The 23,643-nt window shown below is 73.0% G+C and carries 21 protein-coding genes; 7 read left to right on the top strand and 14 right to left on the bottom strand.

Going from position 1 to position 23,643, the window contains the following annotated elements:
* Positions 1 to 585: 585 nt before the first annotated feature.
* Positions 586 to 1,593 (bottom strand): stage II sporulation protein M, encoded by a 1,008-nt coding sequence (locus ABZ479_RS15310; RefSeq protein ID WP_500462030.1) that lies wholly within the window; start codon positions 1,591 to 1,593, stop codon positions 586 to 588.
* A gap of 94 nt (positions 1,594 to 1,687) precedes the next feature.
* Here ABZ479_RS15310 and ABZ479_RS15305 point away from each other — a divergent pair, with 94 nt between their 5' ends.
* Positions 1,688 to 2,701 (top strand): RDD family protein, encoded by a 1,014-nt coding sequence (locus ABZ479_RS15305; RefSeq protein WP_500462029.1) that lies wholly within the window; start codon positions 1,688 to 1,690, stop codon positions 2,699 to 2,701.
* 23 nt (positions 2,702 to 2,724) lie between these two features.
* Here ABZ479_RS15305 and ABZ479_RS15300 read toward each other — a convergent pair whose 3' ends face one another.
* The 8 genes from ABZ479_RS15300 to ABZ479_RS15265 all read right to left on the bottom strand — a co-directional run bounded on the left by ABZ479_RS15300 (position 2,725) and on the right by ABZ479_RS15265 (position 11,141).
* On the bottom strand, positions 2,725 to 3,348 hold the full coding sequence (locus ABZ479_RS15300; RefSeq protein WP_500462028.1) for a hypothetical protein: 624 nt from the start codon (positions 3,346 to 3,348) through the stop codon (positions 2,725 to 2,727).
* A 129-nt stretch (positions 3,349 to 3,477) separates the two neighbouring features.
* A complete protein-coding gene (gene ahcY / locus ABZ479_RS15295) occupies positions 3,478 to 4,929 on the bottom strand; it encodes an adenosylhomocysteinase (protein WP_500462027.1) in 1,452 nt (483 codons plus the stop codon).
* Between the two features lie 238 nt (positions 4,930 to 5,167).
* Entirely contained in the window at positions 5,168 to 6,112 is a 945-nt protein-coding gene (locus ABZ479_RS15290; RefSeq protein ID WP_500462026.1) for a cation diffusion facilitator family transporter, read from the bottom strand.
* A gap of 95 nt (positions 6,113 to 6,207) precedes the next feature.
* Positions 6,208 to 7,416 (bottom strand): mannose-6-phosphate isomerase, class I, encoded by a 1,209-nt coding sequence (gene manA, locus ABZ479_RS15285; RefSeq protein WP_500462025.1) that lies wholly within the window; start codon positions 7,414 to 7,416, stop codon positions 6,208 to 6,210.
* 4 nt (positions 7,417 to 7,420) lie between these two features.
* Complete coding sequence (locus ABZ479_RS15280; protein ID WP_500462024.1) at positions 7,421 to 8,572, bottom strand: SIS domain-containing protein; 1,152 nt, start codon at positions 8,570 to 8,572, stop codon at positions 7,421 to 7,423.
* A 145-nt stretch (positions 8,573 to 8,717) separates the two neighbouring features.
* Positions 8,718 to 8,897 (bottom strand): Trm112 family protein, encoded by a 180-nt coding sequence (locus ABZ479_RS15275; RefSeq protein ID WP_431967699.1) that lies wholly within the window; start codon positions 8,895 to 8,897, stop codon positions 8,718 to 8,720.
* A 188-nt stretch (positions 8,898 to 9,085) separates the two neighbouring features.
* Positions 9,086 to 10,444: a phosphomannomutase/phosphoglucomutase gene (locus ABZ479_RS15270; RefSeq protein ID WP_500462023.1), complete on the bottom strand. Its 1,359-nt coding sequence runs from the start codon at positions 10,442 to 10,444 to the stop codon at positions 9,086 to 9,088.
* A 277-nt stretch (positions 10,445 to 10,721) separates the two neighbouring features.
* On the bottom strand, positions 10,722 to 11,141 hold the full coding sequence (locus ABZ479_RS15265) for a DUF3499 domain-containing protein (protein WP_078619945.1): 420 nt from the start codon (positions 11,139 to 11,141) through the stop codon (positions 10,722 to 10,724).
* A 302-nt stretch (positions 11,142 to 11,443) separates the two neighbouring features.
* Here ABZ479_RS15265 and ABZ479_RS15260 point away from each other — a divergent pair, with 302 nt between their 5' ends.
* Positions 11,444 to 11,899: a metallopeptidase family protein gene (locus ABZ479_RS15260; RefSeq protein WP_500462022.1), complete on the top strand. Its 456-nt coding sequence runs from the start codon at positions 11,444 to 11,446 to the stop codon at positions 11,897 to 11,899.
* Between the two features lie 34 nt (positions 11,900 to 11,933).
* Here the strand turns inward: ABZ479_RS15260 and ABZ479_RS15255 are convergent, their stop codons facing one another.
* The 3 genes from ABZ479_RS15255 to ABZ479_RS15245 form a co-directional block, all read right to left on the bottom strand.
* Positions 11,934 to 13,415: a DUF5719 family protein gene (locus ABZ479_RS15255; RefSeq protein ID WP_500462021.1), complete on the bottom strand. Its 1,482-nt coding sequence runs from the start codon at positions 13,413 to 13,415 to the stop codon at positions 11,934 to 11,936.
* Positions 13,412 to 17,227, bottom strand: a complete 3,816-nt coding sequence (locus tag ABZ479_RS15250) for a glycosyltransferase (RefSeq protein WP_500462020.1) — start codon at positions 17,225 to 17,227, stop codon at positions 13,412 to 13,414. Before ABZ479_RS15250 ends, ABZ479_RS15255 begins: the two co-directional genes overlap by 4 nt.
* A 199-nt stretch (positions 17,228 to 17,426) precedes the next feature.
* Positions 17,427 to 17,690, bottom strand: a complete 264-nt coding sequence (locus tag ABZ479_RS15245) for a WhiB family transcriptional regulator (protein WP_018559705.1) — start codon at positions 17,688 to 17,690, stop codon at positions 17,427 to 17,429.
* A 590-nt stretch (positions 17,691 to 18,280) separates the two neighbouring features.
* Between ABZ479_RS15245 and ABZ479_RS15240 the strand changes: the two genes are divergently transcribed.
* From ABZ479_RS15240 to ABZ479_RS15230, 3 genes are read left to right on the top strand one after another with little or no spacing between them, the layout of a single operon-like run.
* Positions 18,281 to 18,790, top strand: coding sequence for a cysteine dioxygenase (locus ABZ479_RS15240; protein ID WP_500462019.1), 510 nt, complete (start codon positions 18,281 to 18,283; stop codon positions 18,788 to 18,790).
* Between the two features lie 25 nt (positions 18,791 to 18,815).
* On the top strand, positions 18,816 to 19,787 hold the full coding sequence (gene cofD / locus ABZ479_RS15235; RefSeq protein ID WP_500462018.1) for a 2-phospho-L-lactate transferase: 972 nt from the start codon (positions 18,816 to 18,818) through the stop codon (positions 19,785 to 19,787).
* Entirely contained in the window at positions 19,784 to 21,088 is a 1,305-nt protein-coding gene (locus ABZ479_RS15230; RefSeq protein WP_500462017.1) for a coenzyme F420-0:L-glutamate ligase, read from the top strand. The genes cofD and ABZ479_RS15230 overlap by 4 nt, the downstream gene beginning before the upstream one ends.
* 53 nt (positions 21,089 to 21,141) lie before the next feature.
* Here ABZ479_RS15230 and ABZ479_RS15225 read toward each other — a convergent pair whose 3' ends face one another.
* On the bottom strand, positions 21,142 to 21,573 hold the full coding sequence (locus tag ABZ479_RS15225) for an ATP-binding protein (RefSeq protein WP_500462016.1): 432 nt from the start codon (positions 21,571 to 21,573) through the stop codon (positions 21,142 to 21,144).
* 112 nt (positions 21,574 to 21,685) lie between these two features.
* Between ABZ479_RS15225 and ABZ479_RS15220 the strand changes: the two genes are divergently transcribed.
* A complete protein-coding gene (locus tag ABZ479_RS15220; RefSeq protein ID WP_500462015.1) occupies positions 21,686 to 22,552 on the top strand; it encodes a helix-turn-helix domain-containing protein in 867 nt (288 codons plus the stop codon).
* On the top strand, positions 22,549 to 22,734 hold the full coding sequence (locus ABZ479_RS15215; protein WP_500462014.1) for a DUF397 domain-containing protein: 186 nt from the start codon (positions 22,549 to 22,551) through the stop codon (positions 22,732 to 22,734). Before ABZ479_RS15220 ends, ABZ479_RS15215 begins: the two co-directional genes overlap by 4 nt.
* A 93-nt stretch (positions 22,735 to 22,827) precedes the next feature.
* Here the strand turns inward: ABZ479_RS15215 and ABZ479_RS15210 are convergent, their stop codons facing one another.
* A complete protein-coding gene (locus ABZ479_RS15210; protein ID WP_500462013.1) occupies positions 22,828 to 23,619 on the bottom strand; it encodes a hypothetical protein in 792 nt (263 codons plus the stop codon).
* Positions 23,620 to 23,643 lie beyond the last annotated feature (24 nt).

Here is a 23,643-nt window from a genome sequence, read left to right as displayed (position 1 = left end):
GGCACCATCGGGAGGAATAATCCCGACGTGCCCAGCGTCCTCGCTGTGTTTTTCTTCAAAGGAACCTCGCCCCAGACCGAATGGTCCGGAGACGGAGTATCAACATATCTGGCGTTGACTTTTGGCACGCTGTTGAGTTCTCAAGGAACGGAAGCTTCCTTCGAGACCGTCTCACCGGCCCCTCCGGACTTTCCCTTCGTTGTCTCCAACCTTACCAGATCCGTTTCGCGTTTCCGCTCTTCGTTTCCGGCCCCCTATTGGAGCGGGGTTTTTATCTCCGGGCTTTCGCCTTTCGACGTCTCCGACTTTATCAGACTCTTTCGGGCCCGATTACCGCCGGGGTTTTGCCTCTATGAACAGCGACACAAAAGACCACTCAGAAAGTTCTTTCTGAGAGGTACTGTGCGATCGATGGTCTTTCGAAGCGGGCTAGATCCTAGCCGCTGGCCTCCGAACGTCTCCGTTCGTGGCAACTTCTCGAATCTACCTCCCCACGCCACCCGTGTCAACAGGTGTCTTTGGGGCGAGGAGGAGACTAGCAGGTCAGCCACCGCAGATGCACATCGCCGGCGTCGGCCGAACGGGTCATGCCGCGGTGGGCAGGACGTCGCTGCGGTCGCCGCGTTCCAGGTCGCCCGTCTCGCCTGCGCGGGCGGCTCGGCGCCCCACGACGAAGACGTAGAGGAGGAAGAGCAGCTCGGCGGTCACGCCGATGCCGATACGGGCCCAGGTGGGGAGGCCGGAAGGGGTCACGAACCCTTCGATGGCGCCGGAGACGAAGAGGACGGCGGCGAGGCCTATGGCCATGCCGATGGCGGCCCGGCCTTCTTCGGCCAGCGCCGTACGGCGGGGACGCGGGCCGGGGTCGATGACCGTCCAGCCGAGGCGGAGTCCCGTACCGGCCGCGACGAACACCGCGGTCAGTTCGAGGAGACCGTGCGGGAGGACCAGCCCGAGGAAGGTGTCGAGGCGGCCCGCGGAGCCCATGAGGCCCAGTCCGAGACCGAGGTTGAGCATGTTCTCGAAGAGGACGTAGAGGACCGGAAGCCCGAGGAGGACGCCGAGGACCAGGCAGTAGCCGGCGGCCATGGCGTTGTTCGTCCACACCTGGGCCGCGAAGGAGGCGGCGGGGTGGCTGGAGTAGTACGTCTCGTACTCGCCGCCCGGGCGGGTCAGGGCGCGCAGTTCCTCGGGGGCGGCGATGGCGGACTGGACCTCGGGGTGGGTGGCGACCCACCAGCCGATCAGTGCGGCGACCGCGGTGGAGGCGAGCGCGGTGGGGACCCACCAGTGGCGTGAGCGGTAGACCGCGGCGGGGAAGACCCGGGTGAAGAAGAGGACCGCGTCGCGCCAGCCGGGGGTGCGGGCGCCGGTGACGGCGCTGCGGGCGCGGGCGACGAGGGTCGTGAGGCGTCCGACGAGTGCGGGGTCGGGCGCGCTGGACTGGACGAGGGAGAGGTGGGTGGCGGCGCGTTGGTAGAGGGTGACGAGTTCGTCGGCCTCCTCCCCGGTGAGGCGTCGCCGCCGGCGCAGCAGTGCGTCGAGCCGGTCCCACTCGTGGTGGTGGGCGGCTGCGAAGACGTCGAGGTCCATGGGCGCTGCTCCTGGCTGGCCGGGGAGGTCCCAGCTTGGCAGAAGGGGCAGACTGGGCGCTCCGGGTCCGGGGTGGGCAGGAGGAGGTTCCCGCATGACTGAGGCGAGCGCGGTGGACGGTACCGGGCGTCTGGTGACCGGTGAGGCCGTCGAGCTGGGGTTGCACACGGCGAAGTTGCCGAGCCGGGCGCTGGCGGCGGCGCTGGACGGGGTCGTGTACATCGGCGGCTATCTGGTCGTCTCGATCGTGCTGGCGGTGGCGACGGCGTCGATGGACGACGCGGCGGTCGCCGCGGTGTACGTGGCCTCGTTGTTGCTGGTGCTGATCGGGGTGCCGATCGCGGTGGAGACGCTGACGCGGGGGCGGTCGCTGGGGAAGCTGGCCTGCGGGTTGCGGGTGGTGCGCGACGACGGCGGGCCGATCCGGTTCCGGCACGCGCTGGTGCGGGGGGCGGTCGGGGTCGTGGAGATCCAGATGTTCCTCGGGGTGATCGCGTGCATCGCCTCGCTGGTGTCGGCGCGCGGGCGACGGGTCGGGGACGTGTTCGCGGGGACGCTGGTGGTGCGGGAGCGGATTCCGGTGCCGCGGGCGGCGCGGCCGATGCCGCCCGCGCCGCCGTGGCTTGCGGGGCAGTTGGCGGGGGTGGACCTGTCGGCGGTGCCGGCGGGACTGTGGCTGGCGGTGCGGCAGTTCCTGTCGCGGGTGCACCAACTGGACCCGCAGGTGGGCTGGTCGATGGCGGAGCGGCTCGCGAGCGATGTGGTGGCGTGCACGGGGGCGCCGGTGCCGGAGGGGACGCCGCCGGCGGCGTTCCTGGCGGCGGTGGTCGCGGAGCGGCAGGCGCGGGACGCGCGCCGGGTCTTCGGCGCTCCGGTCGGCGGGCCGGTGGAAGCGGGGGCGTTCGGGGTGGTGGAGCCGGGGAAGGGTCCTGCCGACGGTTCGACGGTGGGCTGGGGGACGCCCGGTCCGGACGGTGGGGCGCGGGAGGACGTTCTGCCGCCGGTACACGGGGAGCAGGCTCCGCGGGGGCCGGTGGCACCGGGGCCCTCTTCTCCGCCCTCGGCCTCTCCGCCCTCGTCGTCGACGGGCTTCGCGCCTCCGGCCTGAGGTGGTGCCGGGGCGCCGGGGTGTCAGTCCGTGGCCGGGAACACGGACGGGGGTGACTCGAGGTCCTCGAGTTCGATGCCCGGGGCGGACAGGACGACGTCGCCGGCGATGTGGACGGTGTGTTGTTCACCGGTCTGCAGGTCGTTGACCTGGTACTCGTCCACGAGCAGGGGGGCGTTGTCAGTGGGGTGTGCTTCGCTCTTGATCAGTGCCCACGACTGGTCGAGGGTGCGGGGTGCGAGCACGGGGGGCTGGAATGCGACGAGACGTACGCGGGTGGCCGGGGAACCGGGGCGGAGCCGGAGCAGCCGCGCGGTGGCGATGTAGAACGCGGGGGACGCGCCCGTGAAGGCGTGGCCGGGGACGTTGCCCTCCTGAGCGTGTTCGCCGGAGGGGTCGGTGCGGACCCAGGTGAGGCCGTCGAGGGCGGCGGCGCGGACCTGCCAGCCCGCGGCGTGCAGTTCGAGGCGGATGGGGCGGCCGAGTTCGTCGACGGTGAGGTCGACGGAGCCGGCGTGGCCGCCGTCGGGGTGGGTGTTCTGGGCGGTGTAGCGCCAGCCGGTGGGGCCGGTGGCGCAGTGGAAGTGTTCTTCGCCGAGGGGGGTGTGGTCGTGGGTGTCGTGGAACGAGTAGCGGCCGCGGGGCATGGTTCGACCTTACAAAGCGGGCCGGGGCCCTACGGGGCAGGCCCCCGCCGGGGGCGGGGGCCTGCGGGGTGGCTCTTGCGCTGCCTGTCGGGCCGGTGGCGCGCTGTCGCGCGTGCGGCCCGGGCGGCGTCAGTAGCGGTAGTGGTCCGGCTTGTAGGGGCCCTCGACCGGGACGCCGATGTAGGAGGCCTGCTCCGGGCGGAGGGTGGTGAGCTTGACGCCGAGGGCGTCGAGGTGGAGCCGGGCGACCTTCTCGTCGAGTTGCTTGGGAAGGACGTAGACGCCGATCGGGTACTCCTCGGGCTTGGTGAACAGCTCGATCTGGGCCAGGGTCTGGTCCGAGAAGGAGTTGGACATCACGAACGAGGGGTGGCCGGTGGCGTTGCCCAGGTTGAGCAGGCGGCCCTCGGACAGCACGATCAGGACCTTGCCGTCGGGGAAGGTCCAGGTGTGGACCTGGGGCTTGACCTCGTCCTTGACGACGCCGGGGATCTTGGCGAGGCCGGCCATGTCGATCTCGTTGTCGAAGTGGCCGATGTTGCCGACGATCGCCTGGTGCTTCATGCGCTGCATGTGCTCGGCGAGGATGATGTCGCGGTTGCCGGTGGTGGTGACGAAGATGTCGGCGGTCTCGACGACGTCCTCGAGCACGGTGACCTGGTAGCCGTCCATCGCGGCCTGGAGGGCGTTGATGGGGTCGATCTCGGTGACGATGACGCGGGCGCCCTGGCCGCGCAGCGATTCGGCGCAGCCCTTGCCGACGTCGCCGTAGCCGCAGACGACGGCGACCTTGCCGCCGATGAGGACGTCGGTGGCGCGGTTGATGCCGTCGATGAGGGAGTGGCGGCAGCCGTACTTGTTGTCGAACTTCGACTTGGTGACGGCGTCGTTGACGTTGATCGCCGGGAAGAGCAGGGTGCCGTCGCGCTGCATCTCGTAGAGGCGGTGGACGCCGGTGGTGGTCTCCTCGGTGACGCCGCGGATCTCGGAGGAGAGCTGGGTCCACTTCTGGGGGTTCTCGCCGAGGGTGCGGTTGAGGAGCAGCAGGATCTGCTCGTACTCCTCGCTGTCGGCGGTGGAGGGGTCGGGGGCCTGGCCGGCCTTCTCGAACTCGACGCCCTTGTGGACGAGGAGGGTGGCGTCGCCACCGTCGTCGAGGATCATGTTCGGGCCGCCGGTGGGCACGTCGGGCCAGGTGAGGGCCTGCTCCGTGCACCACCAGTACTCGGCGAGGGTCTCGCCCTTCCAGGCGAAGACGGGGATGCCCTGCGGGTTCTCGGGGGTGCCGTGGGGGCCGACGGCGATGGCCGCTGCGGCGTGGTCCTGCGTGGAGAAGATGTTGCAGGAGGCCCAGCGGACCTGGGCGCCGAGGGCGGCGAGGGTCTCGATGAGGACGGCGGTCTGCACGGTCATGTGCAGGGAGCCGGTGATGCGGGCGCCGGCCAGCGGCTGGGAGGCGGCGTACTCCTCGCGGATGGCCATGAGGCCGGGCATCTCGTGCTCGGCGAGGGTGATCTCCTTGCGGCCGAAGGCGGCCAGGGAGAGGTCGGCGACCTTGAAGTCGTTGTTGACGGGGGACATGCAGTCTCCTCGTGGGGTGCTTCCAGAACGGACATCGGCTTTCCGCTGCGGGGCGTGGGAAGGCATGCGGACATGCGTCTCCCTCGACCGCAGCTCAGCCCGTCGGAGGCCCTCTCTCCCTCGGCCGGTCCGTGTCCGGACCGCCCGACCGCCATCAGCAGCGACGTCTGGCTAGTGACGAATCTACACCGAGTGGCCGGGCGCGTCCGGAAGGTGCGCGGAGGTCGTGCGGGGCGGGTCAGTCCGCCGCGGGGGCGGTGGGGGCGGCGGACTGCTCGCGGTAGATGTCGGGTTCGAGGTAGATGACGCGGGCGATGGGCTCGGCCTCGCGGATGCGGGCTTCGGCGGCGTCGATGGCGCGGGCCACCTCGGTGGCGGTGTCGTCGTGCCGGACGGCGATCTTGGCGGCGACGAGGAGTTCGTCGGGGCCGAGGTGGAGGGTGCGCATGTGGATCACGCGGGTGACGGTGTCTCCGGCGGAGATCGCCTCACGGATGCGGGCGACGACCTCGGGGCCGGCCGCCTCGCCGAGGAGCAGCGACTTGGTCTCGGCGGCGAGGACGAGCGCGATGACGACGAGGAGGACGCCGATGCAGAGGGTGCCGATGCCGTCCCAGATGCCGTCGCCGGTGAGCAGGGACAGGCCGACGCCGACGAGGGCGAGCACGAGGCCGACGAGCGCACCGAAGTCCTCGAGGAGGACGACGGGGAGCTCGGGGGCCTTGGCGGTGCGGATGAACTGGCCCCAGCTCTGCTTGCCGCGGAGCAGGTTGGATTCCTTGATCGCGGTGCGGAAGGAGAAGCCCTCGGCGATGATCGCGAAGACCAGGACGCTGATGGGCCAGTACCAGGCGTCGATCTCGTGGGGGTGCTGGACCTTCTCGTAGCCCTCGTAGAGCGCGAAGACGCCACCGATGGTGAACAGCACGATGGAGACGAGGAAGCCGTAGATGTACCGCTCACGGCCGTAGCCGAAGGGGTGTTCCTCGGTGGCCTTCTTCTGGGCCTTCTTGCCACCGAGGAGGAGCAGCGCCTGGTTGCCCGAGTCGGCCACCGAGTGCACGCCCTCGGCGAGCATCGACGAGGAGCCGCTGAAGGCGAACGCCACGAACTTGCTCACCGCGATGGCGAGGTTGGCGCCCAATGCGGCGACGATCGCCTTGGTTCCGCCTGACGCGCTCATAGGTGCTGGTGGTCCCTTCCCTCGGCCCTGGTCTTTGCCCGGTCTTTACGGCGTTACGGCGGGACATTCTTGCAGGCCGTGGTTCACGTGGTGCGTCAGGCCACCACGGTGGCCCGGAAGACGGTTCCCTCGCCGGTGAGTTCGACCCGCTCGCCTGCGGGAACGTAGGCGGACTGGCCGCGGTCCAGGGTGAGTTCGGGTGCCGTGGGCTCGCCGGGCGTGCGCAGGGTGGCGGTGCCCTCGGTGCAGAGCAGGATCTGGGCGGTGCGGTCGTCGGGCGTGCGGGGGGCGGCGCCGGCGGCGAGCGAGTAGCGGGAGAGCCTGAACTCGTCGATGGGGGTGGCGTAGAGCTCCTCGCCGTCCGGGGACGCCTCGGGGCGCAGGACGCCCGCGTCGCCGGCCTGGAAGCGGACGATGCGCAGCAGTTCGGGGATGTCGACGTGCTTGGGGGTGAGGCCGCAGCGCAGGACGTTGTCGGAGTTGGCCATGATCTCGACGCCGAGGCCGCTGAGGTAGGCGTGGGGTATGCCGGCGCCGAGGAAGAGCGCCTCGCCGGGCTGGAGGCGCACGTGGTTGAGGAGCATGGCGGCGATGACCCCGGGGTCGCCCGGGTAGGCGTGGGCGATGGCGGCGTAGGCGGCGTACGCGTCGGCGTGCGGTCCGTCCTCGGTGGCGAGGCGGGCGGCGGCCTCGGCGGCCTCGTCCACGGCGCCTGCCATGGCGTCGCGTTCGGCTCCGAGCACGGCGGTGAGGACCTCGCGGAGCGCGGCCTCCTCGGGGTGGGCGCGCAGGATGTCGGCGTAGGGCTTGAGGGAGTCCACGCCGAGGCCGGAGAGGAGGGCCGCGGTCTCCTCGGGGTGGCGGAAGCCGCACAGTCCCTCGAAGGGGGTGAGCGCGACGATCATCTCCGGCTTGTGGTTGGCGTCCTTGTAGTTGCGGTGCGGGGCGTCGACGGGGATGCCGCGGGCCTCTTCGTCGGCGAAGCCGGCAGCGGCCTGGACGAGGTCGGGGTGCACCTGCAGGGAGAGGGGGGAGCCGGCGGCGAGGAGCTTGAGCAGGAAGGGCAGCCGGGGGCCGAAGCGTTCGACGGCGGGGGCACCGAGTTCACCGCCGGGGTCGGCGGTGATGACCTGGTCGAGCGGGACCGGACCGTTGCCGCGGTCGATGCGGGAGGGGGCGCCGGGGTGGGCGCCCATCCAGAGTTCGGCCTGCGGCTCGCCCGTGGGGGTGGTGCCGAGCAGTTCGGGGATGGCGGTGGCCGATCCCCAGGCGTACGGGCGGATGGTGTTGGTCAGGCGGTCCATGCGGTCATGATCTCCCGGTGGAGGTGATGGCGAGGTAAACGGAGGCGAAATCCGCGACGGCGAGGAGTTCGACGGCGGATTCCAGGTCCCCCCCTTCGGCGGGGGCGAGTTCGCTCATCGGGGTGTCGTGGGTCGTGGCGAGTTCGCGGGCGAGCGGGGCGGAGCTCGCGGCGACGTTGCCGGGGCGGTGCATCAGCACCACGCGCAGGCGGAGGTCCTCGGGCTCGTCGACGCGGTCGCGGAAGAAGTCCTCGGGGTCGAGGGCGCCGGCCAGGGAGCCGGCGAGCAGCGCGCCGTGGGTGTCGAGCGCCTCGGGGAGTTCGCCGTGCAGGGCGGGGCGGCCGGCGCGGGCGGCGATGGCCGCGGCGAAGCGCCGGGCGGCGACGGCGGCCACCGGTCCCTCGCTCCACATCACCGGCAGGGATTCGGCGAGTTCGGAAGCGAGTGCCTTGGCGGGGTTGCTGTAGGTGGCGGTCGCGGGGCCGCAGCGGCCGGCGACGTCGTCGAGGCGGTCGGCGGCGCGCTCGATGGCGTCGGGCGGCGCGGAGAACAGGCCGATGCGGTCGCCGAGGGCGAGCAGCGGGGTGAGCAGCGCCCAGAAGGCGCCGAGGTCCTCCGCGGGGTCGGCGGCCTCGCCGAGGACGCCCGCGACGGACGCCGGGTCGGGGGCGGGGGCGTACGGCAGGACCATGCCCCGTACCTGCTGGATCGCCTCGGCGATGGGTGAGCCGGCGGGGACGACGGCGGCGGCGGTGCAGCCGCGGCGGTAGGCCTGCTCGATGAGGTCGGCCAGGCCGGCCTCGGTGCCCGCGGGGCTGGCGATGAGCAGCAGGTCGAGGGGGCCGGCCCAGCCGGGGAGGTTCCACCGCAGGTCGTACGGGGCGGGGCCGGTGGGGTGCAGGGACAGCACGGGTCCGCTGCCGTTGCCGAGGGCGGCCAGCAGTTCGGCGACGGCGGCGACGGCCACGGCGCCGGGTCCGGCGACGAGGACGCTGCGGGGGCGGCCGTCGGGCTTGAGCTCGCCGACGCCTGCCTCCTGGGCGAGGCGGGCGGCGGTACGGACGCGGGCGCCGGCGGCGGCGACGCCGAGGAGGAGGCCGCGGGTGTCGGCGCGGGCGAGGGCGTCGGGGTCGTCGAGCAGCGTCTCGTCCAGCATCGGGGGTGACCTCCGGTCCGGTCCGGTCGTGTCGGGTGTCGCGGTGGCGCCGTGCGGTGCGGCGCGGGTGTTCTGCGGGCGGGGGCCGCCGTGGCGGTGGCTGCCGGGCGGGCGGGCGCGCGGCAGCGGACGGTCCCGGGTCGCGTCACGCGGGGCGGCGGGCCTCGTCGACCAGGAGGACGGGGATGTCGTCGCGCACGGGGTAGGCCAGGCCGCAGTCGGCGGAGGTGCAGGTGAGCTCGGTGGCCTCGACGTCCTCGCGCAGCGGCGCGTGGCAGGCGGGGCAGGCGAGGATCTCCAGGAGGCTGGCTTCGACGAGCGGCATGGGTGGCGTCTCCCCTGTGTTCGTGGTGTCGTCGTGGTTTCCGGGTGTCCGCCGTGTGCGGGCGTACACGTCCGGACCGGCGGATTCAGCCTATCGCCGGGGGCTCCGGCCCGCGTGACCGTGTCGGGGACCCCGGCTCCCGCCGGAGGAGCGCACCGCGTGCGCCGCCTCCTCCGGCGGGGCGGCCGTCAGGCGCGGACGATGGCGAGGACCTCGTCGCGGACGCGGGCCATGAGCTCGGCGTCGCGGGCCTCCACGTTGAGGCGCAGCAGCGGCTCGGTGTTGGAGGGGCGGAGGTTGAACCACCAGCCGTCGCCGGTGACCGTGAGGCCGTCGAGCTCGTCGGTTCCGGTGCCCGGGGCGTCGGCGTAGGCAGCGCGGACGGCGGCGGTGCGGCGGGCCTGGTCGTCGACGGCGGTGTTGATCTCGCCGGAGGCGGCGTAGCGGTCGTACTCGGCGACGAGCGCGGACAGCGGGCCGTCCTGGCCGCCGAGGGCGGCGAGGACGTGGAGCGCGGCGAGCATGCCGGTGTCGGCGTTCCAGAAGTCGCGGAAGTAGTAGTGCGCGGAGTGCTCGCCGCCGAAGACGGCGCCGGTGCGGGCCATCTCCTGCTTGATGAAGGAGTGGCCGACGCGGGTGCGGACGGGCGTCCCGCCGTGCTCCTTGACGACCTCCGGCACGGTCCACGACGTGATCAGGTTGTGGATGACGGTGGAGCCGGGGTGCTTGGCCAGTTCGCGGGCGGCGACCAGGGCGGTGATCGCGGACGGGGAGACGGGCTCACCGCGCTCGTCGACGACGAAGCAGCGGTCGGCGTCGCCGTCGAAGGCGATGCCGATGTCGGCGCCGGTCTCCCGCACCTTCTCCTGCAGGTCGACGATGTTCTTGGGGTCGAGGGGGTTGGCCTCGTGGTTGGGGAAGGTGCCGTCGAGCTCGAAGTACATCGGGACGAGGTCGAGGGGCAGGCCGTCGAAGACGGTGGGGACGGTGTGCCCGCCCATGCCGTTGCCGGCGTCGACGACGACCTTGAGGTGCCGGATGGAGCCGAGGTCGACCAGGGTGCGCAGGTGGGTGGCGTACTCGGCGAGCATGTCCCGCTGGGTGACCTCGCCGGGGGTGGCGTCGCTCGCCGGGAGGCCGGTCTCGGACCACTGCTCGACGAGCTCGCGGATCTCGGTGAGGCCGGTGTCCTGGCCGACGGGGGCGGCGCCGGCGCGGCACATCTTGATGCCGTTGTACTGCGCCGGGTTGTGGCTGGCGGTGAACATCGCGCCGGGCAGGTCGAGCCTGCCGCTGGCGAAGTACAGCTGGTCGGTGGAGCACAGGCCGATCTCGGTGACCTTCGCGCCGCGCGAGGCGGCACCACGGGCGAAGGCCCGGGACAGGCCCGGCGAGGAGGGCCGCATGTCGTGGCCCGTCACGATCGCGTCGGCGCCGGTCACGGTCACGAAGGCCGCGCCGAAGAGCTCGGCGAGCGGCTCGCCCCATTGGTCGGGGACGACACCGCGGACGTCGTACGCCTTCACGAGCTGGGAGAGGTCGGTCACCGCATGTGCTCCGCTCTGGAATCCGGTTGCCGGTGGATGGATCGTGGCAAGAGCCAACCTACCGGGGCGGATCCGAACGGGCCGACGCGGATGCCGCGCGAGCGCGGGCCGGGGGTGGACGGCGGGGGCGCCTGTTCTTCGGGGGGCGGCCACCACCAGCCGGACCACCGCCAAGGAATGGGACGGGTGGGGCGTGGGTGCCTGCCGGGGGCCGGGCAGGTCGGGTGGTGGAGCGTGCCGACGCCCGGGGTACCGGCGGGGAGTCCGGCCGGGGACGTCAGGAGTCGGGGGAGCGGAGGACGCGGAGGTGGCCGCGGCGGGCGATCTCCATGGGGTCGCCGCCTCGGCCGTTGGTGCCGTTGCCCTCGCGTTCCTGGGGGCGGGCGGCCTCGCGCACGGCGTTAGCGAGCGCTTCGAGGTCGTCGCCGCTGGGGCGGGTGGGGCCGGTGTCGGTGGCGAGCCGTACGACTTCCCAGCCGCGGGGGGCGGTGAGGCGCTCGGAGTGCTCGGAGCACAGGTCGTAGCAGTGGGGTTCCGCGTAGGTGGCGAGCGGTCCGAGGACGGCGGTGGAGTCCGCGTAGACGTACGTCAGCGTCGCGACGGCGGGACGGCCACACGCGGTGCGCGAACAGCGACGTACAAGGCTCACGACGTTGGACGGTACCGCACTCTTGAGCGGGCCGCGACGACTCCCCAGGAGCTCACCCCGTCGTGTCGTCCGGGTTGGCCGGGAAGGTCCGACCTGCGCCCGAGGCAGCTGACCTGCGAAGGGCCGGAAATGTGCGGATGCCCCGGCGGGCGCATCGATCACGAATCGTCGCAAATGATGCCAACAGCGATCGGCGAAGCGGTCAGGGCAGAGGAATCGCGCGGGCTCAGGGGGTCGGCGACCGTACATTCTGCGACATCGACGGGGATGTCCCGTCCTCGTACCCCGTGGTGGTGGCAGCGGTCACGGAGCCGCATACCCGGGGCTCCCGACGGCTACTCTCAGAGGTGATGGACACCCCTTCGCCCGCACCGCGCCAACGCCACCGCGACCGACACGGCCGCGGCATGCGTGGCCCCATCGCGCCCCCGCAGGTACCGCTGGCGCGCACCCGCGCCGACGCCTTCGACGACCTCGTGCGCGACGCGGCCGACCGGCTCGAGCGGCGCTGGCCGCAGCTGGCGGAGGTGGAGTTCGCGGTGCAGGAGGTGCCCTGGCCGGTGGACGGTGCCGCCGACGGCGCCGCGGCCGACGGCCGGTTCGACGACGGGGTGCCGCTGGGGCGCCTGCTCGGCGGGCACAAGGGCAACCCGCACCGCATCGTGGTGTACCGGCGGCCGGTGGAGATCCGGGCCAAGAGCCGCGAGGAGCGGGCCCTGCTGGTGCACGACGTGGTCGTGGAGCAGGTCGCCGAGCTGCTGGGGCTGTCGCCGGAGAACGTCGACCCCCGGTACGGGGAGGGCTAGCCTCCCCGCGCCGGGGGCCGGGGCGCGGGGGCCGTCAGCGGTTCAGGATGGACAGGTCCTCTTCCGACTTCGGGACGGCGACCAGGCCGCGGTCGTCCGGCATCGTCTGGATGGTGAACATCGGGACGCCGCCCTCCGGCAGGGCGAGCATCCGCGAGGCGTAGACGGGGCCGCCCGAGGCCGGTTGCACGGTGACGGCGAAGGAGCCCTTGCCGGACGAGGGGGCGGGCGGCGACAGGACGACCGTCGTGCCGCGCTTGACCGGGACGTTCTTGGTGACGGCCTCGCCGCCCTTCGTCGAGGCGGAGGTGACGACCCGTACGGTGGCGTCGCCCTCCGGCGCGGTGAGGGCGAGCGTCGAGCCCTTGGTGCGGTTGTCGGCGGCGCTGGCGCGGTCGCCGATGGGGGCGGTGGCGGACACGAAGGCCGTCTCCTGATTGTCGCCCTTGCCGCGGGTGATCCGCAGGGTGGCGACCACGGGGGCGTCGTCGGAGGGGTCGGTCGGGCTGAGGACGAGCGAGCCGGCCTCGCCCTTGGTGACGTCGCCGAGGTCGACGGCGGTGGTCATACCGCTCTTGACGTGGACGGTCTCATGCCCGGCCGGGGTGATCTCACCGCCCGAGGAGGCGAGCCGCAGCTTGAGGTCGGCGTCGCTGTCGCCGGTCGCGAAGACCACCAGGCGCACGGAGGAGGCGTCGCCGGGGATGCCGGGCATGACGGCGCCGGCGGCGGGGTCGGTGGAGGCGGGCAGCCAGTCGCCGCCCGCCTTGGCGTCCTCGGCCTCCACGGTGGCGCCGACCCGGCCGCTGCGGGCGGTGACGTGCAGGGTGAGGGCGTCGCTCTTCTCCGTGGTGAGCGTGGAGAGCAGGACGGGCACGGTCGCGCCGGGCGGCACCGTGATGCCGTCGGTGGTGGTGGTCTTGACCTCGCCCTTGTCGCCGTAGAGCCGCAGGTCGACGACGGCCGCGGTGTCGTCCGGGTTCGTCAGGTGGACGTAGTCCTGCCGGTCGGCGCCGGTGCTGATACCGGGGAACCAGAACTCACTGTCCGGCACGGCGCAGGAGGTGCCGAGGACCGCCCGGGCCGGGCCCGCGTCGACGACCGTGGTCTGCTGCACGGTCCAGCCGGGGGCCAGCGCCCCGTCGGCGGTGCCGACGAGGGCGGGGGCGTCGGTGGCCTCGGTGACCGCGGTGACCGGCGTGCCCGCCTCCTTCAGCGGCGCGACCGGCTTGCGCTTGGCGGGGGCCTTGCCGTCCTGGCCGGCGGCGGGCAGCAGGGCGGCGGTGCCGCCGGAGCCGGCGGAGTCGCCCTTGGGCGTGAAGGCGGTGTAGGTGGTCGAGGCGAAGTCGGAGTCCGACGGCGCCGGGCAGGTCAGCGTGGACCGTTCGACGGGCAGTCGCGCCGCGCTCACGGCGGGCGCGGCGTCCGGGGTGCCCGCGCCGGAGACGGTGGCGACGCCGGCGACCGCGGCCAGGGCGGCGGTGACGCCGATCAGGGAGAGGGTGCTGCGGTTCACTGCTGGTTGCTCCCGTCGCGGCGGTAGCCGTCCGTGTCGTACGCGTCCGTGTCATAGGTGCCGTACGGGGCGTACGAGGCGTCGTAGCCCTGTTGCTGCTGGGGCTGCTGGGGCTGCTGTTCGTAGCCCTGCGGCTGCTGGGGCTCCTGTTCGTAGCCCTGCCGGTCGTAGCCGGGCTGCGGGGACTGCTGCCCGTAGCCGTACGGGTCGTAGACCTGCTCCTGCTGCTGGGCGGGCTGCTCGTAGCCGTAGCTGCTCTGGTACTCCGCGGCCCACTGCTCCTGGCCGTACGGGTCGTCCTGCTGCGGGGCGGCATAAGGGTCGTACTCGGCGTACTGCGCGTACTCGGCCTGCTCCTGCCGGGCGGGCTCGGCGGCCCGGGGCTCGTCGGGGGCGTCGTCCGCCTCCGCCTCCCCCTCGGCCTCGGCGGCGGCGCGCAGCCGGCGGGCACGTCGGCCGTCGCCGCCCTGCGACGGGATGCCGGCGCCCGCGGCGGCGAGCACGGGCTCGGGCTCCGCGTCGGGCAGGTCGTCGTCGACCTCGCGGCGCCGGCCCGGCAGGGCCATGACGACGAGCACCAGGCCGAGGAAGCCCTGGACCCACAGCCACACGGTGTGCGTGAAGGGGTCGTCGTAGACGAGGTCGAGCCGGCCGCCGTTGGCGGGGAGCCGGAAGCCCTGGGCCCAGCCGTCGACGGTGGTGGCGGTGAGTTCCTTGCCGTCGAGGGTGGCGGTCCAGCCGGGGGCGGCGCGGTCGGCGATGCGCAGCACGCGGCCGTCGGTGCCGGCGGGGACGGTGGTGTGGGCCTCGACCTTGCCGGAGGCGACGGTCACGGTGCCGGCGGGGGCCCCGGTGTCCTCACCGGAGCCGTCCTCGCCATTGCCGGAGTCCTCACCGCTGCCGGAGTCCTTGCCGCCGGAGGGCTCGACGATCGTGACGCGTGCGACGTCGTCGTCGACCCGCCACAGGGCGCTGCCGTCGGCCTGGCTGAGCCGGGACAGGCCCGGCGTGCTGTCGAGGGTGCGGCCGACCTCGCGCGGGGCGCCGCTCTGGACGAGGACGTAGCGGACGGCGTAGCCGCCGAGCTGGCTGGCCTGGTCGGCGCCGGAGCCCGCCACCAGGTTGCCGACGATCTTGGCGAGCCGGGCGTCGCCACCGTCCGCGGCGGCGATCTCGGCGTCGCCGAGGCGGGCGCCGGCGCCCCGGACGAGGGCGTACGAGACGTGGGCGGGCGTGCCCGACAGGACGAGGGTGCGGGCCTGGTCCCGGGTGGTGCTCTCCTCGGCGACGAAGGCGGGCACCTGGGTGGGGTCGCGGCGCTCCAGCGGGCCGTCGGCGCCGCCGGCCATCCAGCCGACGGCGGCGGACAGCGGCGCGAGCACGGCGGCCAGGGCGACGAGCGCGGCGACGGGCTGGCGCCAGCCGAAGCCGGAGGCGGCGAGCCGCTCCTGGGCGCGCTCGGCGCCGACCGCGGCGGCGGCCAGCAGGGCGAAGCCGTAGACGAGGGTGGCGGGGCCGGCCCAGGCGGCGGTGTTGGCGAGGACCGCGAACACCAGGCCGGTCAGGGCGCCCACCCAGGCGGTGACGATGGCCGAGCGGCGCTCGGCGCGCACCAGTGCGGCCAGCGCGGCCAGCACGATGCCCGCGAGCAGGTAGCCGCCCGTGGCGCCGGGGCCGCCGGGGTTGATCAGCAGCAGGTCGGTGGCGCCGGCCGACTGGGCGCCGAACGGCAGGCCGGCCTCGTCCAGGAAGCGGCGGGGGTGCGTGAGCAGCCCCAGCGACCAGGGCGCGAGGACCACCATGGGGGCGCCGAGCACGGCCACGGCCCGCAGGGCGAGCGGGACGAGGAGCCGGCCCTGCCCGCGCACGACGCGCGTGGCGATGGCGACGCCGGCGAGCACCAGCGCGATCAGCCAGGTGATGGGGGTGAACGCGGTCGTGACGGTCAGCAGCAGCGCGACCGCCCAGGCGGCGCGCCAGCCGGGCCGCAGCCCGCGCTCGACGGCGTCGGCGGACATCCGCAGCCCCGCGGCGGAGACGGCGGCGCGCGCCATGAGCGGCAGCAGGATCGCCAGGACGGCGGTGCCGAGCCGGCCGCCGGCGAGGGCGCCGGTGGCGGCGGGCAGGAAGGCGTACGCGACGGCGCCCCAGGCACGCAGCAGGCGGGAGTCGACCAGCGGCCGCGACACGAAGTAGGCGCTGAGGCCGGCGAGCGGCACCGAGGCGACCAGGAGCACGGTCAGGGCGAGGCCGGAGCTGCCGAGCAGGATGCTCGACAGGGTGGCCACGATCGCCAAGTACGGCGGCGCGCTCTCGGTGCTGCCGGCGCCGAGGGAGTGCCAGCCGCCGAGGTAGGAACCCCACAGGTCGGAGGCGTCGGAGGCGGCGGGCAGCAGTGCGCCGCCGGACAGCGCGCCGCCGCCGAGGAGCGCGCGGCAGGCGATGAGGGAGAAGAGCAGCAGGACGGCGAAGAGCATCGGGGCGGGCTGCCGGGCGATGCGCTTGAGCAGTGCGAACTGCTCGACGTCCATGTACTCGCCGTCGTCGTCGCCACCGCTGGGCCCGGACTCCAGGCCGCCGCCGTGGCGTCCGGCGGAGGAGGCGTCGGCGGCCGCACGGCCGGAGACGTTGCTGACGACCTGCTCGACGGTGGCCCGTACGGTCGCGCCGGGCGGCGGGAAGAGCGGCCGGAGTTCGGAGGGCGGTACGACGGCCCGGGAGCGCCGGCGGCGGGCGCCGAGGAGGCGGCCGGGGCGCAGCAGGACCGACAGCAGGCCGGTGATCTCGTCGACGGCCTGTCCGGGGACCTTGCCGACGAGGTAGGCGAGGGTGCGCAGCACGGTGCCGAGCACGACGCGCGCGAAGACGTACGGGAGCAGCGCGCCACGGGTGTTGGCCAGAAGCGTGTAGACGGCGCCCGCCTTGTCGACGCGGTGCGGGTCGACCGCGGAGCGGCCGGCGCAGTCGACGGGGCGGCGCTCGCGGGAGGCGGCCTCGGCGTGCCGCAGGACGGCGTCGGGGGCGACGAGGACGGTGTGGCCGGCGGACTGCGCGCGCCAGCAGAAGTCGACGTCGTCGCGCATGAGGGGCAGCCGGCGGTCGAATCCGCCGAGGTCCTCCCACACGTCGCGGCGCACCAGCATGCCCGCGCTGGAGACGGAGAGCACCTGGCGGACCTGGTCGTGCTGGCCCTGGTCCTGCTCGCGGCGCTCCAGGCCGGTCCAGCGGCGGCCGCTGCGGGCGATGGAGACGCCGACCTCCAGCAGCTGGCGCCGGTCGTACCAGCTGCGCAGCTTGGGGCCGATGATCGCGGCGGAGGGCGAGGAGTCGGCGACGCGCAGCAGGTGGAGGAGGGCGTCCGGGGCGGGCTCGCAGTCGTCGTGCAGGAGCCACAGCCACTGGACGGGTTCGCCGTGCGGCTGCTCGGGCTCGTCGTAGGCGTCGTCGTTCCAGGTGCGGGTGGCCGGGTCCCAGCTGCTGCGCCGTGCCAGGTAGGGCAGCTGCTCCGCGGTCAGGGGCTCGGCGGCGCGGACGCACTCGTCGACGGCGGCGCCGAAGCCGTTGCGGCGGGCGAGGTGCAGGACGCGGTGGTCGCCGAGGCTCTCGGCGAGCAGACGGGCGGAGTCGTCGCTGCTGCCGGTGTCGGCGGCGATGACGTCCTGGACCGGGCGGTCCTGGGAGACCAGGCCCGAGAGCGCGTTGGGCAGCCAGCGGGCACCGTCATGGGAGACGAGCACGGCGGTGACGACGTGGCGCGGGAACTCCGGTGCCTGGGCGGCGTATTGAGTCCCGGCTGAACTGTTCACGGACATCGAGGTTCGGGCCCCGGTTCGCTGGACTTCGGACGACGCCTTGGGCGTCTCGGACGGGCCCCCACACTAACGGTTGCGGGAGGCGGCCCTTCCGGGTCCGGGGCACATATGCCGACGAAGCCTGCCGTGACGGGCGCGAACCGGGCGGACACCGTGCGGTCGCCCTGCGGTCACCGCGCGGCTGCCGTACGGAGGGGCGTCAGACGACGCCCTTCTTCAGGCGCCGGCGCTCACGCTCGGACAGCCCGCCCCAGATGCCGAAGCGCTCGTCGTTGGCGAGGGCGTAGTCCAGGCAGTCGGAGCGGACCTCGCAGGCTAGGCAGACCTTCTTGGCCTCGCGGGTGGAGCCGCCCTTCTCGGGGAAGAAGGACTCGGGATCGGTCTGCGCGCACAGCGCGCGCTCCTGCCACCCGAGCTCTTCGTCGGCCTCTTCGGCCAGCAACAGCTGGAACAGCTCGGTCATGCGCGCCCCTCGTCTGTTTTCGCGTCCCCGTGATGTTGCCGTTACCTGCGACGGTCGAACGACACGAGTGAAATTACAAGTGTGCCGATACGGGCCAGTCAAGCCGAGATCTGCTATTGGGCCCGTTATTCACCCTGCGGAACCAAGGCCTGACAGAAAGTGTTCAAATCAGCCCAAACGTCCGCATACGTCAACCGCGGTCGCGGCCCCTGGAGGGTGGCGATCACGATGCGATCACGAAAACACAACGACGTTTCACGAGGAGACGTTCCTGCGTACCCGTGTGGTTGCGTCGGCACTTTTCCTGGGTGTTCTGCACACAAACCTTTCACCACGCCGAATAGCCGGATCAGGTGAAAGATTTACGACAAACCCGACATCAAGTTGACAGGCCGCCGGGGACCCGGTGTGCTAGAGCGCATGCCAGTGACCCACGTGCCCACCCGGACCCGCCGCCTCGGCGAGTTCCGTCGTGCCGTGGAAGCTCACTGTCGCTGTTCCAGCTGTTGCCGCTGAAGGACACTTCCCAGCCCGCACAGCCTCATGCGCATGCCTGACGCTCCTCACTTCCCGTAGGAACTCCCGCACCCATGAACAGCGACGTCTCGATCGCCGGCGACCCCCTCGCCATCCCCCACCTCCTTCCGCCTGCTCCCGCCTACCCCGGCACGGTCGCGGAATTCGCCGGACTGGCGCGCAAGATCGCGGCGGACCGCGCCCGTTGGGCGCCGCGCGTCCGCTACGACGCCACCACCCGCTGGTACGAACGCCTGGAGACCGGTCCCGGGTACGAGGTCTGGCTGCTCAGCTGGGTCCCCGGCCAGGGCAGCGGGCTGCACGACCACGGCCGGTCCTCGGGGGTGCTGACCGTCCTGGAGGGCGGACTGACCGAGCGCGCCCTCGGCGGCAACGGCGAGACCCGCCGTTCACTCCTGCCGGGGCACCAGCGGGTGTTCGCCCCCGGTTACGTCCACGAGGTGGTCAACGACTCCCTGGAAGGCGCGGTCAGCCTGCACGTCTACTTCCCCGGCCTGACGGAGATGACCCCGTACGCCTGCACCCCGGGGAAGCCGGCGGCCGAGGGGACGTTCGCTGGCTGACGCAGCGGGCTGACAGACTGTCCGCATGCGAATCGTGGTACTGGCCGGCGGCATCGGGGGAGCCCGTTTCCTGCGCGGTCTGAAGGCGGCGGCGCCGGAGGCGGACGTCACCGTCATCGGCAACACCGGCGACGACATCCACCTGTTCGGCCTCAAGGTCTGCCCCGACCTCGACACCGTCATGTACACCCTCGGCGGCGGGATCCACGAGGAGCAGGGCTGGGGCCGCGCCGACGAGACGTTCACGGTCAAGGACGAGCTGGCCGCCTACGGCGTCGGACCCGAGTGGTTCGGCCTGGGCGACCGCGACTTCGCGACCCACATCGTGCGCACCCAGATGATCGGCGCGGGCTACCCGCTCAGCGCGGTCACCGAGGCGCTGTGCGCGCGCTGGCAGCCAGGGGTGCGGCTGATCCCGATGACGGACGACCGGATCGAGACGCACGTCGTCGTCGACGACCCGGACGTGGGCCCCGGTGGCGGACGCAAGGCGGTCCACTTCCAGGAGTACTGGGTGCGGCTGCGGGCCTCCGTCCCGGCGTACGCGGTGCTGCCGGTCGGCGCGGAGGGCGCCAAGCCCGCGCCCGGCGTGCTCGAGGCGATCGCGGAGGCGGACGTCATCCTCTTCCCGCCGTCCAACCCGGTGGTGTCGGTCGGCACGATCCTGGCCGTGCCCGGCATCCGCGAGGCCATCGCCGAGGCGGGCGTGCCGGTGGTGGGCCTCTCCCCCATCGTCGGCGACGCACCGGTACGCGGCATGGCCGACAAGGTGCTGGCGGCGGTCGGTGTGGAGTCCACGGCGGCGGCGGTCGCCGCCCACTACGGCTCGGGGCTGCTGGACGGCTGGCTGGTCGACACGGTCGACGCCGGTTCGGTGGCGGAGGTCGAGGCCGCGGGCATCCGCTGCCGGGCCGTGCCGTTGATGATGACGGACCTGGACGCGACGGCCGCGATGGCCCGCGAGGCGCTGACGCTGGCCGGGGAGGTGCGGGCGTGATCGCGTCCTTCCGTGTGTGGACCGTCGCGGGCCTGCCCGAGGTCGGGCCCGGTGCGGACATCGCGAAGCTGATCGCGGCGAACGCGGCGGAACTGGCGGACGGCGACGTCCTGGTCGTCACCTCGAAGATCGTCAGCAAGGCGGAGGGACGCGTCGTACGCGCCGCCGACCGCGAGGCGGCGATCGACGCGGAGGCGGTGCGGCTCGTCGCGCGCCGCGGGCCGACCCGGATCGTGGAGACCCGGCACGGCTTCGTCATGGCCGCGGCCGGCGTGGACGCCTCCAACACGGCCCCCGGCACGGTGCTGCTGCTGCCCGAGGACCCGGACGCCTCCGCCCGCACGATCCGGGCGGGGGTGCGGGACGCGCTCGGCGTCAACGTCGCCGTGGTCGTCACCGACACCTTCGGGCGGCCCTGGCGCGAGGGCCTGACCGACGTCGCGATCGGCGCGGCCGGGCTGCGTGTGCTGGAGGACCTGCGGGGGGCGACGGACTCCCACGGCAACGAACTGGCCGTCACGGTCACGGCCCTGGCCGACGAGCTCGCCGCGGCCGGGGACCTGGTGAAAGGCAAGGCCACCGGGTCGCCGGTCGCCGTCGTCCGGGGTCTGGAGCGCCTGGTGCTGCCCGCGGAGGAGGACGGCGCCGGCGGCCGCGCCCTCGTCCGGCCCGCCGCCGACGACATGTTCCGGCTGGGCACTTCGGAGGCCGTGCGCGAGGCCGTCTCCCTGCGGCGCACCATCCGCGACTTCACCGACGAGCCCGTCGACGGGGCCGCCGTACGGCGCGCCGTCGCCCTCGCCGTCACCGCGCCGGCGCCGCACCACACGACGCCGTGGCGCTTCGTGCTGCTGGAGTCGGAGCAGGCGCGGGTCCGGCTGCTGGACGCCATGCGCGACGCCTGGATCGCGGACCTCCGGCGCGACGGCCGCAGCGAGGAGTCCATCGCCAAGCGGGTCCGCCGAGGCGACGTCCTGCGCAGGGCGCCGTACCTGGTGGTGCCCTGCCTGGTCGCGGACGGGGCGCACGGCTACCCGGACGCACGGCGGTCGGCGGCGGAGCGCGAGATGTTCGTGGTCGCCATGGGGGCGGCCGTGGAGAACCTCCTCGTCGCCCTGGCCGGCGAGCAGTTGGGGTCGGCGTGGGTGTCGTCCACGATGTTCTGCCGCGACGTGGTGCGCGAGGTGCTGGACCTGCCGGACGACTGGGACCCGATGGGTGCCGTCGCGATCGGCCGCCCCGCGGTGCCCCCGAAGGAGCGTCCGGGGCGGAGCGCGGAGGCGTTCATCGAGGTGCGCTAGGCGTCCTTCGGGACGGCCTGCGCCGCCGAGCCGTGCTCTGACACAGGCGTCGGTCAGTGGCCGAGAGGAAGTTCGACGTCGGCCCGGACCGTCTTGCCGGGAGACCGGTCCACGACGTCCCACCGGTCCGCCAGCGCCTCCACCAGCAGCAGGCCGCGCCCCGATTCCGCCTCCGGGCCCGGGGCGGCGGCCGGCAGGTGCGGCATCCGCTCACCGCGGGTGTCGCCGACTTCGACGCGGAGCCGCCGCGCGGTGAGGACCAGGCGGAGCTCGAAGCAGCGGCCTTGCACGCGGCCGTGGGTGACGGCGTTGGCAGCCAGTTCGGCGACGATCGCCGCGGCCCGGTCGGAGACGTCGCTGCCGCGCGGGATGCCCCACTCGCCGAGCCTGCGCAGCGTCACGTGGCGGGCGAGACGGGCCCCTGCACGGGTGGCGCTGATCAACTGCCTGAACTCGGTGGCGGGAGTGATGATTTCGGCGTTCACCTCACCGAGCGTGGCCGCCGCGCCCTACGCTGACCAGCAGCAACACCGGTACAGAACGTAGCTGTACGGATGCGCTGCGTTGCCAGTACGGATGTCCGGGAAGCGGGGACGCATGGGCGATGTCACACGCGAGGAGCGCCCGCCGCCCCCGGAGGACGCGGACGCGGCGGCCGATCTGTTCCGGGCGCTCGGCAGGCAGGTCAAACTGCTGCGCGAGCGGGCCGGGCTCACGCAGCGCGAGATGGGCGAACGCCTGGGGTACGGGGAGGAGCAGATCTCGTCGCTGGAGCGCGGCCGCCGGGTCCCGCAGCCGGAGTTCCTGGCCGCCGCGGACGAACTGCTGGGCGCGGGCGGGCTGCTGCGGGCAGCGACGGAGGACGTCGTTCGCGCCAGGGCGAAGACCCGCGTCCGGCACCCGTCATGGTTCCGGGACTACGCGCGCCTGGAAGCGGAGGCGGTGGAGCTGCACTTCTACAGCAATCAGATCGTCCCCGGGCTGCTGCAGGCGGAGGAATACGCACGGGCTGTGTTCGCCATGCGCAGGCCGTTGCTGGACGACGAGACGATCGAGCGGCGGGTCACCGATCGTCTGTCACGACAAGCGGTCTTCGAACGGTGGCCCGGGCCGGTCGCGAGCTTCGTGATGGAGGAGGTCGTCCTCCAGCGTCCTCTTGGCGGGCACGCCGTACAAAAGGTCCAGCTCGAACAGCTCCTGCGCATCGGCCGCCTGCGGACCGTGGAGCTTCAGGTGATGCCGACCGACCGGGAGGAACATCCCAGCAACGACGGGGCCTTCACCTTGCTGGTCCCGAAGGAGAGGCCACAAGTGGCCTACACGGAAGTCCAGGGGTACAGCCGCCTGATCGTCGATCCGGAAGAGGTGCGTCTCATGGCATCGCGATATGGCATCCTCCGGGCACGGGCGCTCACGCCACGGGAGTCGCTGGCCCTGATCGAGAAGACGCTGGGAGAGCTATGAACACGGAGACACTCACCTGGTTCAAGAGCAGCCACAGCGGCGGCGAGGGCGGCGAATGCGTCGAGGTCGCCGTCGGGCAGGGGATCGTGCACGTGCGGGACTCCAAGGACCCGGACGGGCCGGGGCTGGACTTCACCTCCGCCGAGTGGGCCGCCTTCGTCGGCTTCGTCGCCGGGCTCTAGCGGCCGTCTGCCGGCCTCCGGGCCCCGGCCGGCGGGTGACCATGCGGTCGCGGTCGTCCCGGACCGCGTCGATCTCCCCGTCCGGCAGCGCGCCTACCGGCGCCACCAGCGGCGCGGCCGCTCGGGTGCCACGTCGTACTCGCGCGAGACCACCTCGACGCGGCGTGCGGCATGGTCCGCGCGCACGGTGTCCAGGCCCATCGTGTCGAGTTCGCGCGCGGCGGCCGCATCGGCATCGGATTCCGGGTGCAGCACCCGTACGACGACCTCGCGGGTCTCGGCGCCGAGGGCGATCGCCGAGAGCACGTCCTCCATCAGCGCGTCGGCCGTGCCCGGTTGCGCGGCGTCCGTGAGCGCCAGGTGGAGCATGAGCTGTTCCGTGCCCGTGTCCATCCAGCGGACCTCGGCGATCCACACGCACCCGATGCCGGGGAAGTCCAGGAGCCGGTCGCGGACCGTGTCGCGCAGCGCCACGGCCATCGGGTGCGTGGACCAGCTGTACCTCACGGTGCGCTCGCTCGTCAGGCGCATGCCCCGGCTGCGCAGGGTGTGTGCCACCAGGGCGAAGGGAACCGTGGCCCAGCCGTGTTCGGAGAAGACGGCGAGCGCTTCGGTGTTGGTGTGCTTCTGGATGTCCATCAGGCGCGTCACGTCGCAATGAAGGGCGGCGGCGGCTTCGGGCCGGCGTTGGTGACAACACGCCTCGCTGACGTAACCGGGCAGCACGGGATCCCCGTCCTGCCCCTTCATGAAGATCACCGAGCCGTTGTCGCCCACGGGGACGAACACGCCGAAATCGATGACGGCGGCGAGCAGTTGCTCCGCCTCCTCCTCCGGCTTCCGGCGGTCGAGTATGTCGGCGAGGGCGGCGTTCGTGGTCGTCACCCGCAGAGTGTAGGGCGGCGTCCC

This window comes from Streptomyces sp. NPDC005722, assembly GCF_040630935.1.
In the GTDB taxonomy this organism is placed as follows: Bacteria; Actinomycetota; Actinomycetes; order Streptomycetales; family Streptomycetaceae; genus Actinacidiphila.
This window is presented reverse-complemented; position numbering and strand designations above follow the sequence as displayed.

Coding starts and splice junctions, on each gene's coding strand:
- ABZ479_RS15310 (WP_500462030.1), bottom strand. CDS start 1,593: ATGGACCTCGACGTCTTCGCAGCCGCCCACCACCACGAGTGGGACCGG.
- ABZ479_RS15305 (WP_500462029.1), top strand. CDS start 1,688: ATGACTGAGGCGAGCGCGGTGGACGGTACCGGGCGTCTGGTGACCGGT.
- ABZ479_RS15300 (WP_500462028.1), bottom strand. CDS start 3,348: ATGCCCCGCGGCCGCTACTCGTTCCACGACACCCACGACCACACCCCC.
- ahcY (WP_500462027.1), bottom strand. CDS start 4,929: ATGTCCCCCGTCAACAACGACTTCAAGGTCGCCGACCTCTCCCTGGCC.
- ABZ479_RS15290 (WP_500462026.1), bottom strand. CDS start 6,112: ATGAGCGCGTCAGGCGGAACCAAGGCGATCGTCGCCGCATTGGGCGCC.
- manA (WP_500462025.1), bottom strand. CDS start 7,416: ATGGACCGCCTGACCAACACCATCCGCCCGTACGCCTGGGGATCGGCC.
- ABZ479_RS15280 (WP_500462024.1), bottom strand. CDS start 8,572: ATGCTGGACGAGACGCTGCTCGACGACCCCGACGCCCTCGCCCGCGCC.
- ABZ479_RS15275 (WP_431967699.1), bottom strand. CDS start 8,897: ATGCCGCTCGTCGAAGCCAGCCTCCTGGAGATCCTCGCCTGCCCCGCC.
- ABZ479_RS15260 (WP_500462022.1), top strand. CDS start 11,444: ATGGACACCCCTTCGCCCGCACCGCGCCAACGCCACCGCGACCGACAC.
- ABZ479_RS15250 (WP_500462020.1), bottom strand. CDS start 17,227: ATGTCCGTGAACAGTTCAGCCGGGACTCAATACGCCGCCCAGGCACCG.
- ABZ479_RS15245 (WP_018559705.1), bottom strand. CDS start 17,690: ATGACCGAGCTGTTCCAGCTGTTGCTGGCCGAAGAGGCCGACGAAGAG.
- ABZ479_RS15240 (WP_500462019.1), top strand. CDS start 18,281: ATGAACAGCGACGTCTCGATCGCCGGCGACCCCCTCGCCATCCCCCAC.
- cofD (WP_500462018.1), top strand. CDS start 18,816: ATGCGAATCGTGGTACTGGCCGGCGGCATCGGGGGAGCCCGTTTCCTG.
- ABZ479_RS15220 (WP_500462015.1), top strand. CDS start 21,686: ATGGGCGATGTCACACGCGAGGAGCGCCCGCCGCCCCCGGAGGACGCG.
- ABZ479_RS15215 (WP_500462014.1), top strand. CDS start 22,549: ATGAACACGGAGACACTCACCTGGTTCAAGAGCAGCCACAGCGGCGGC.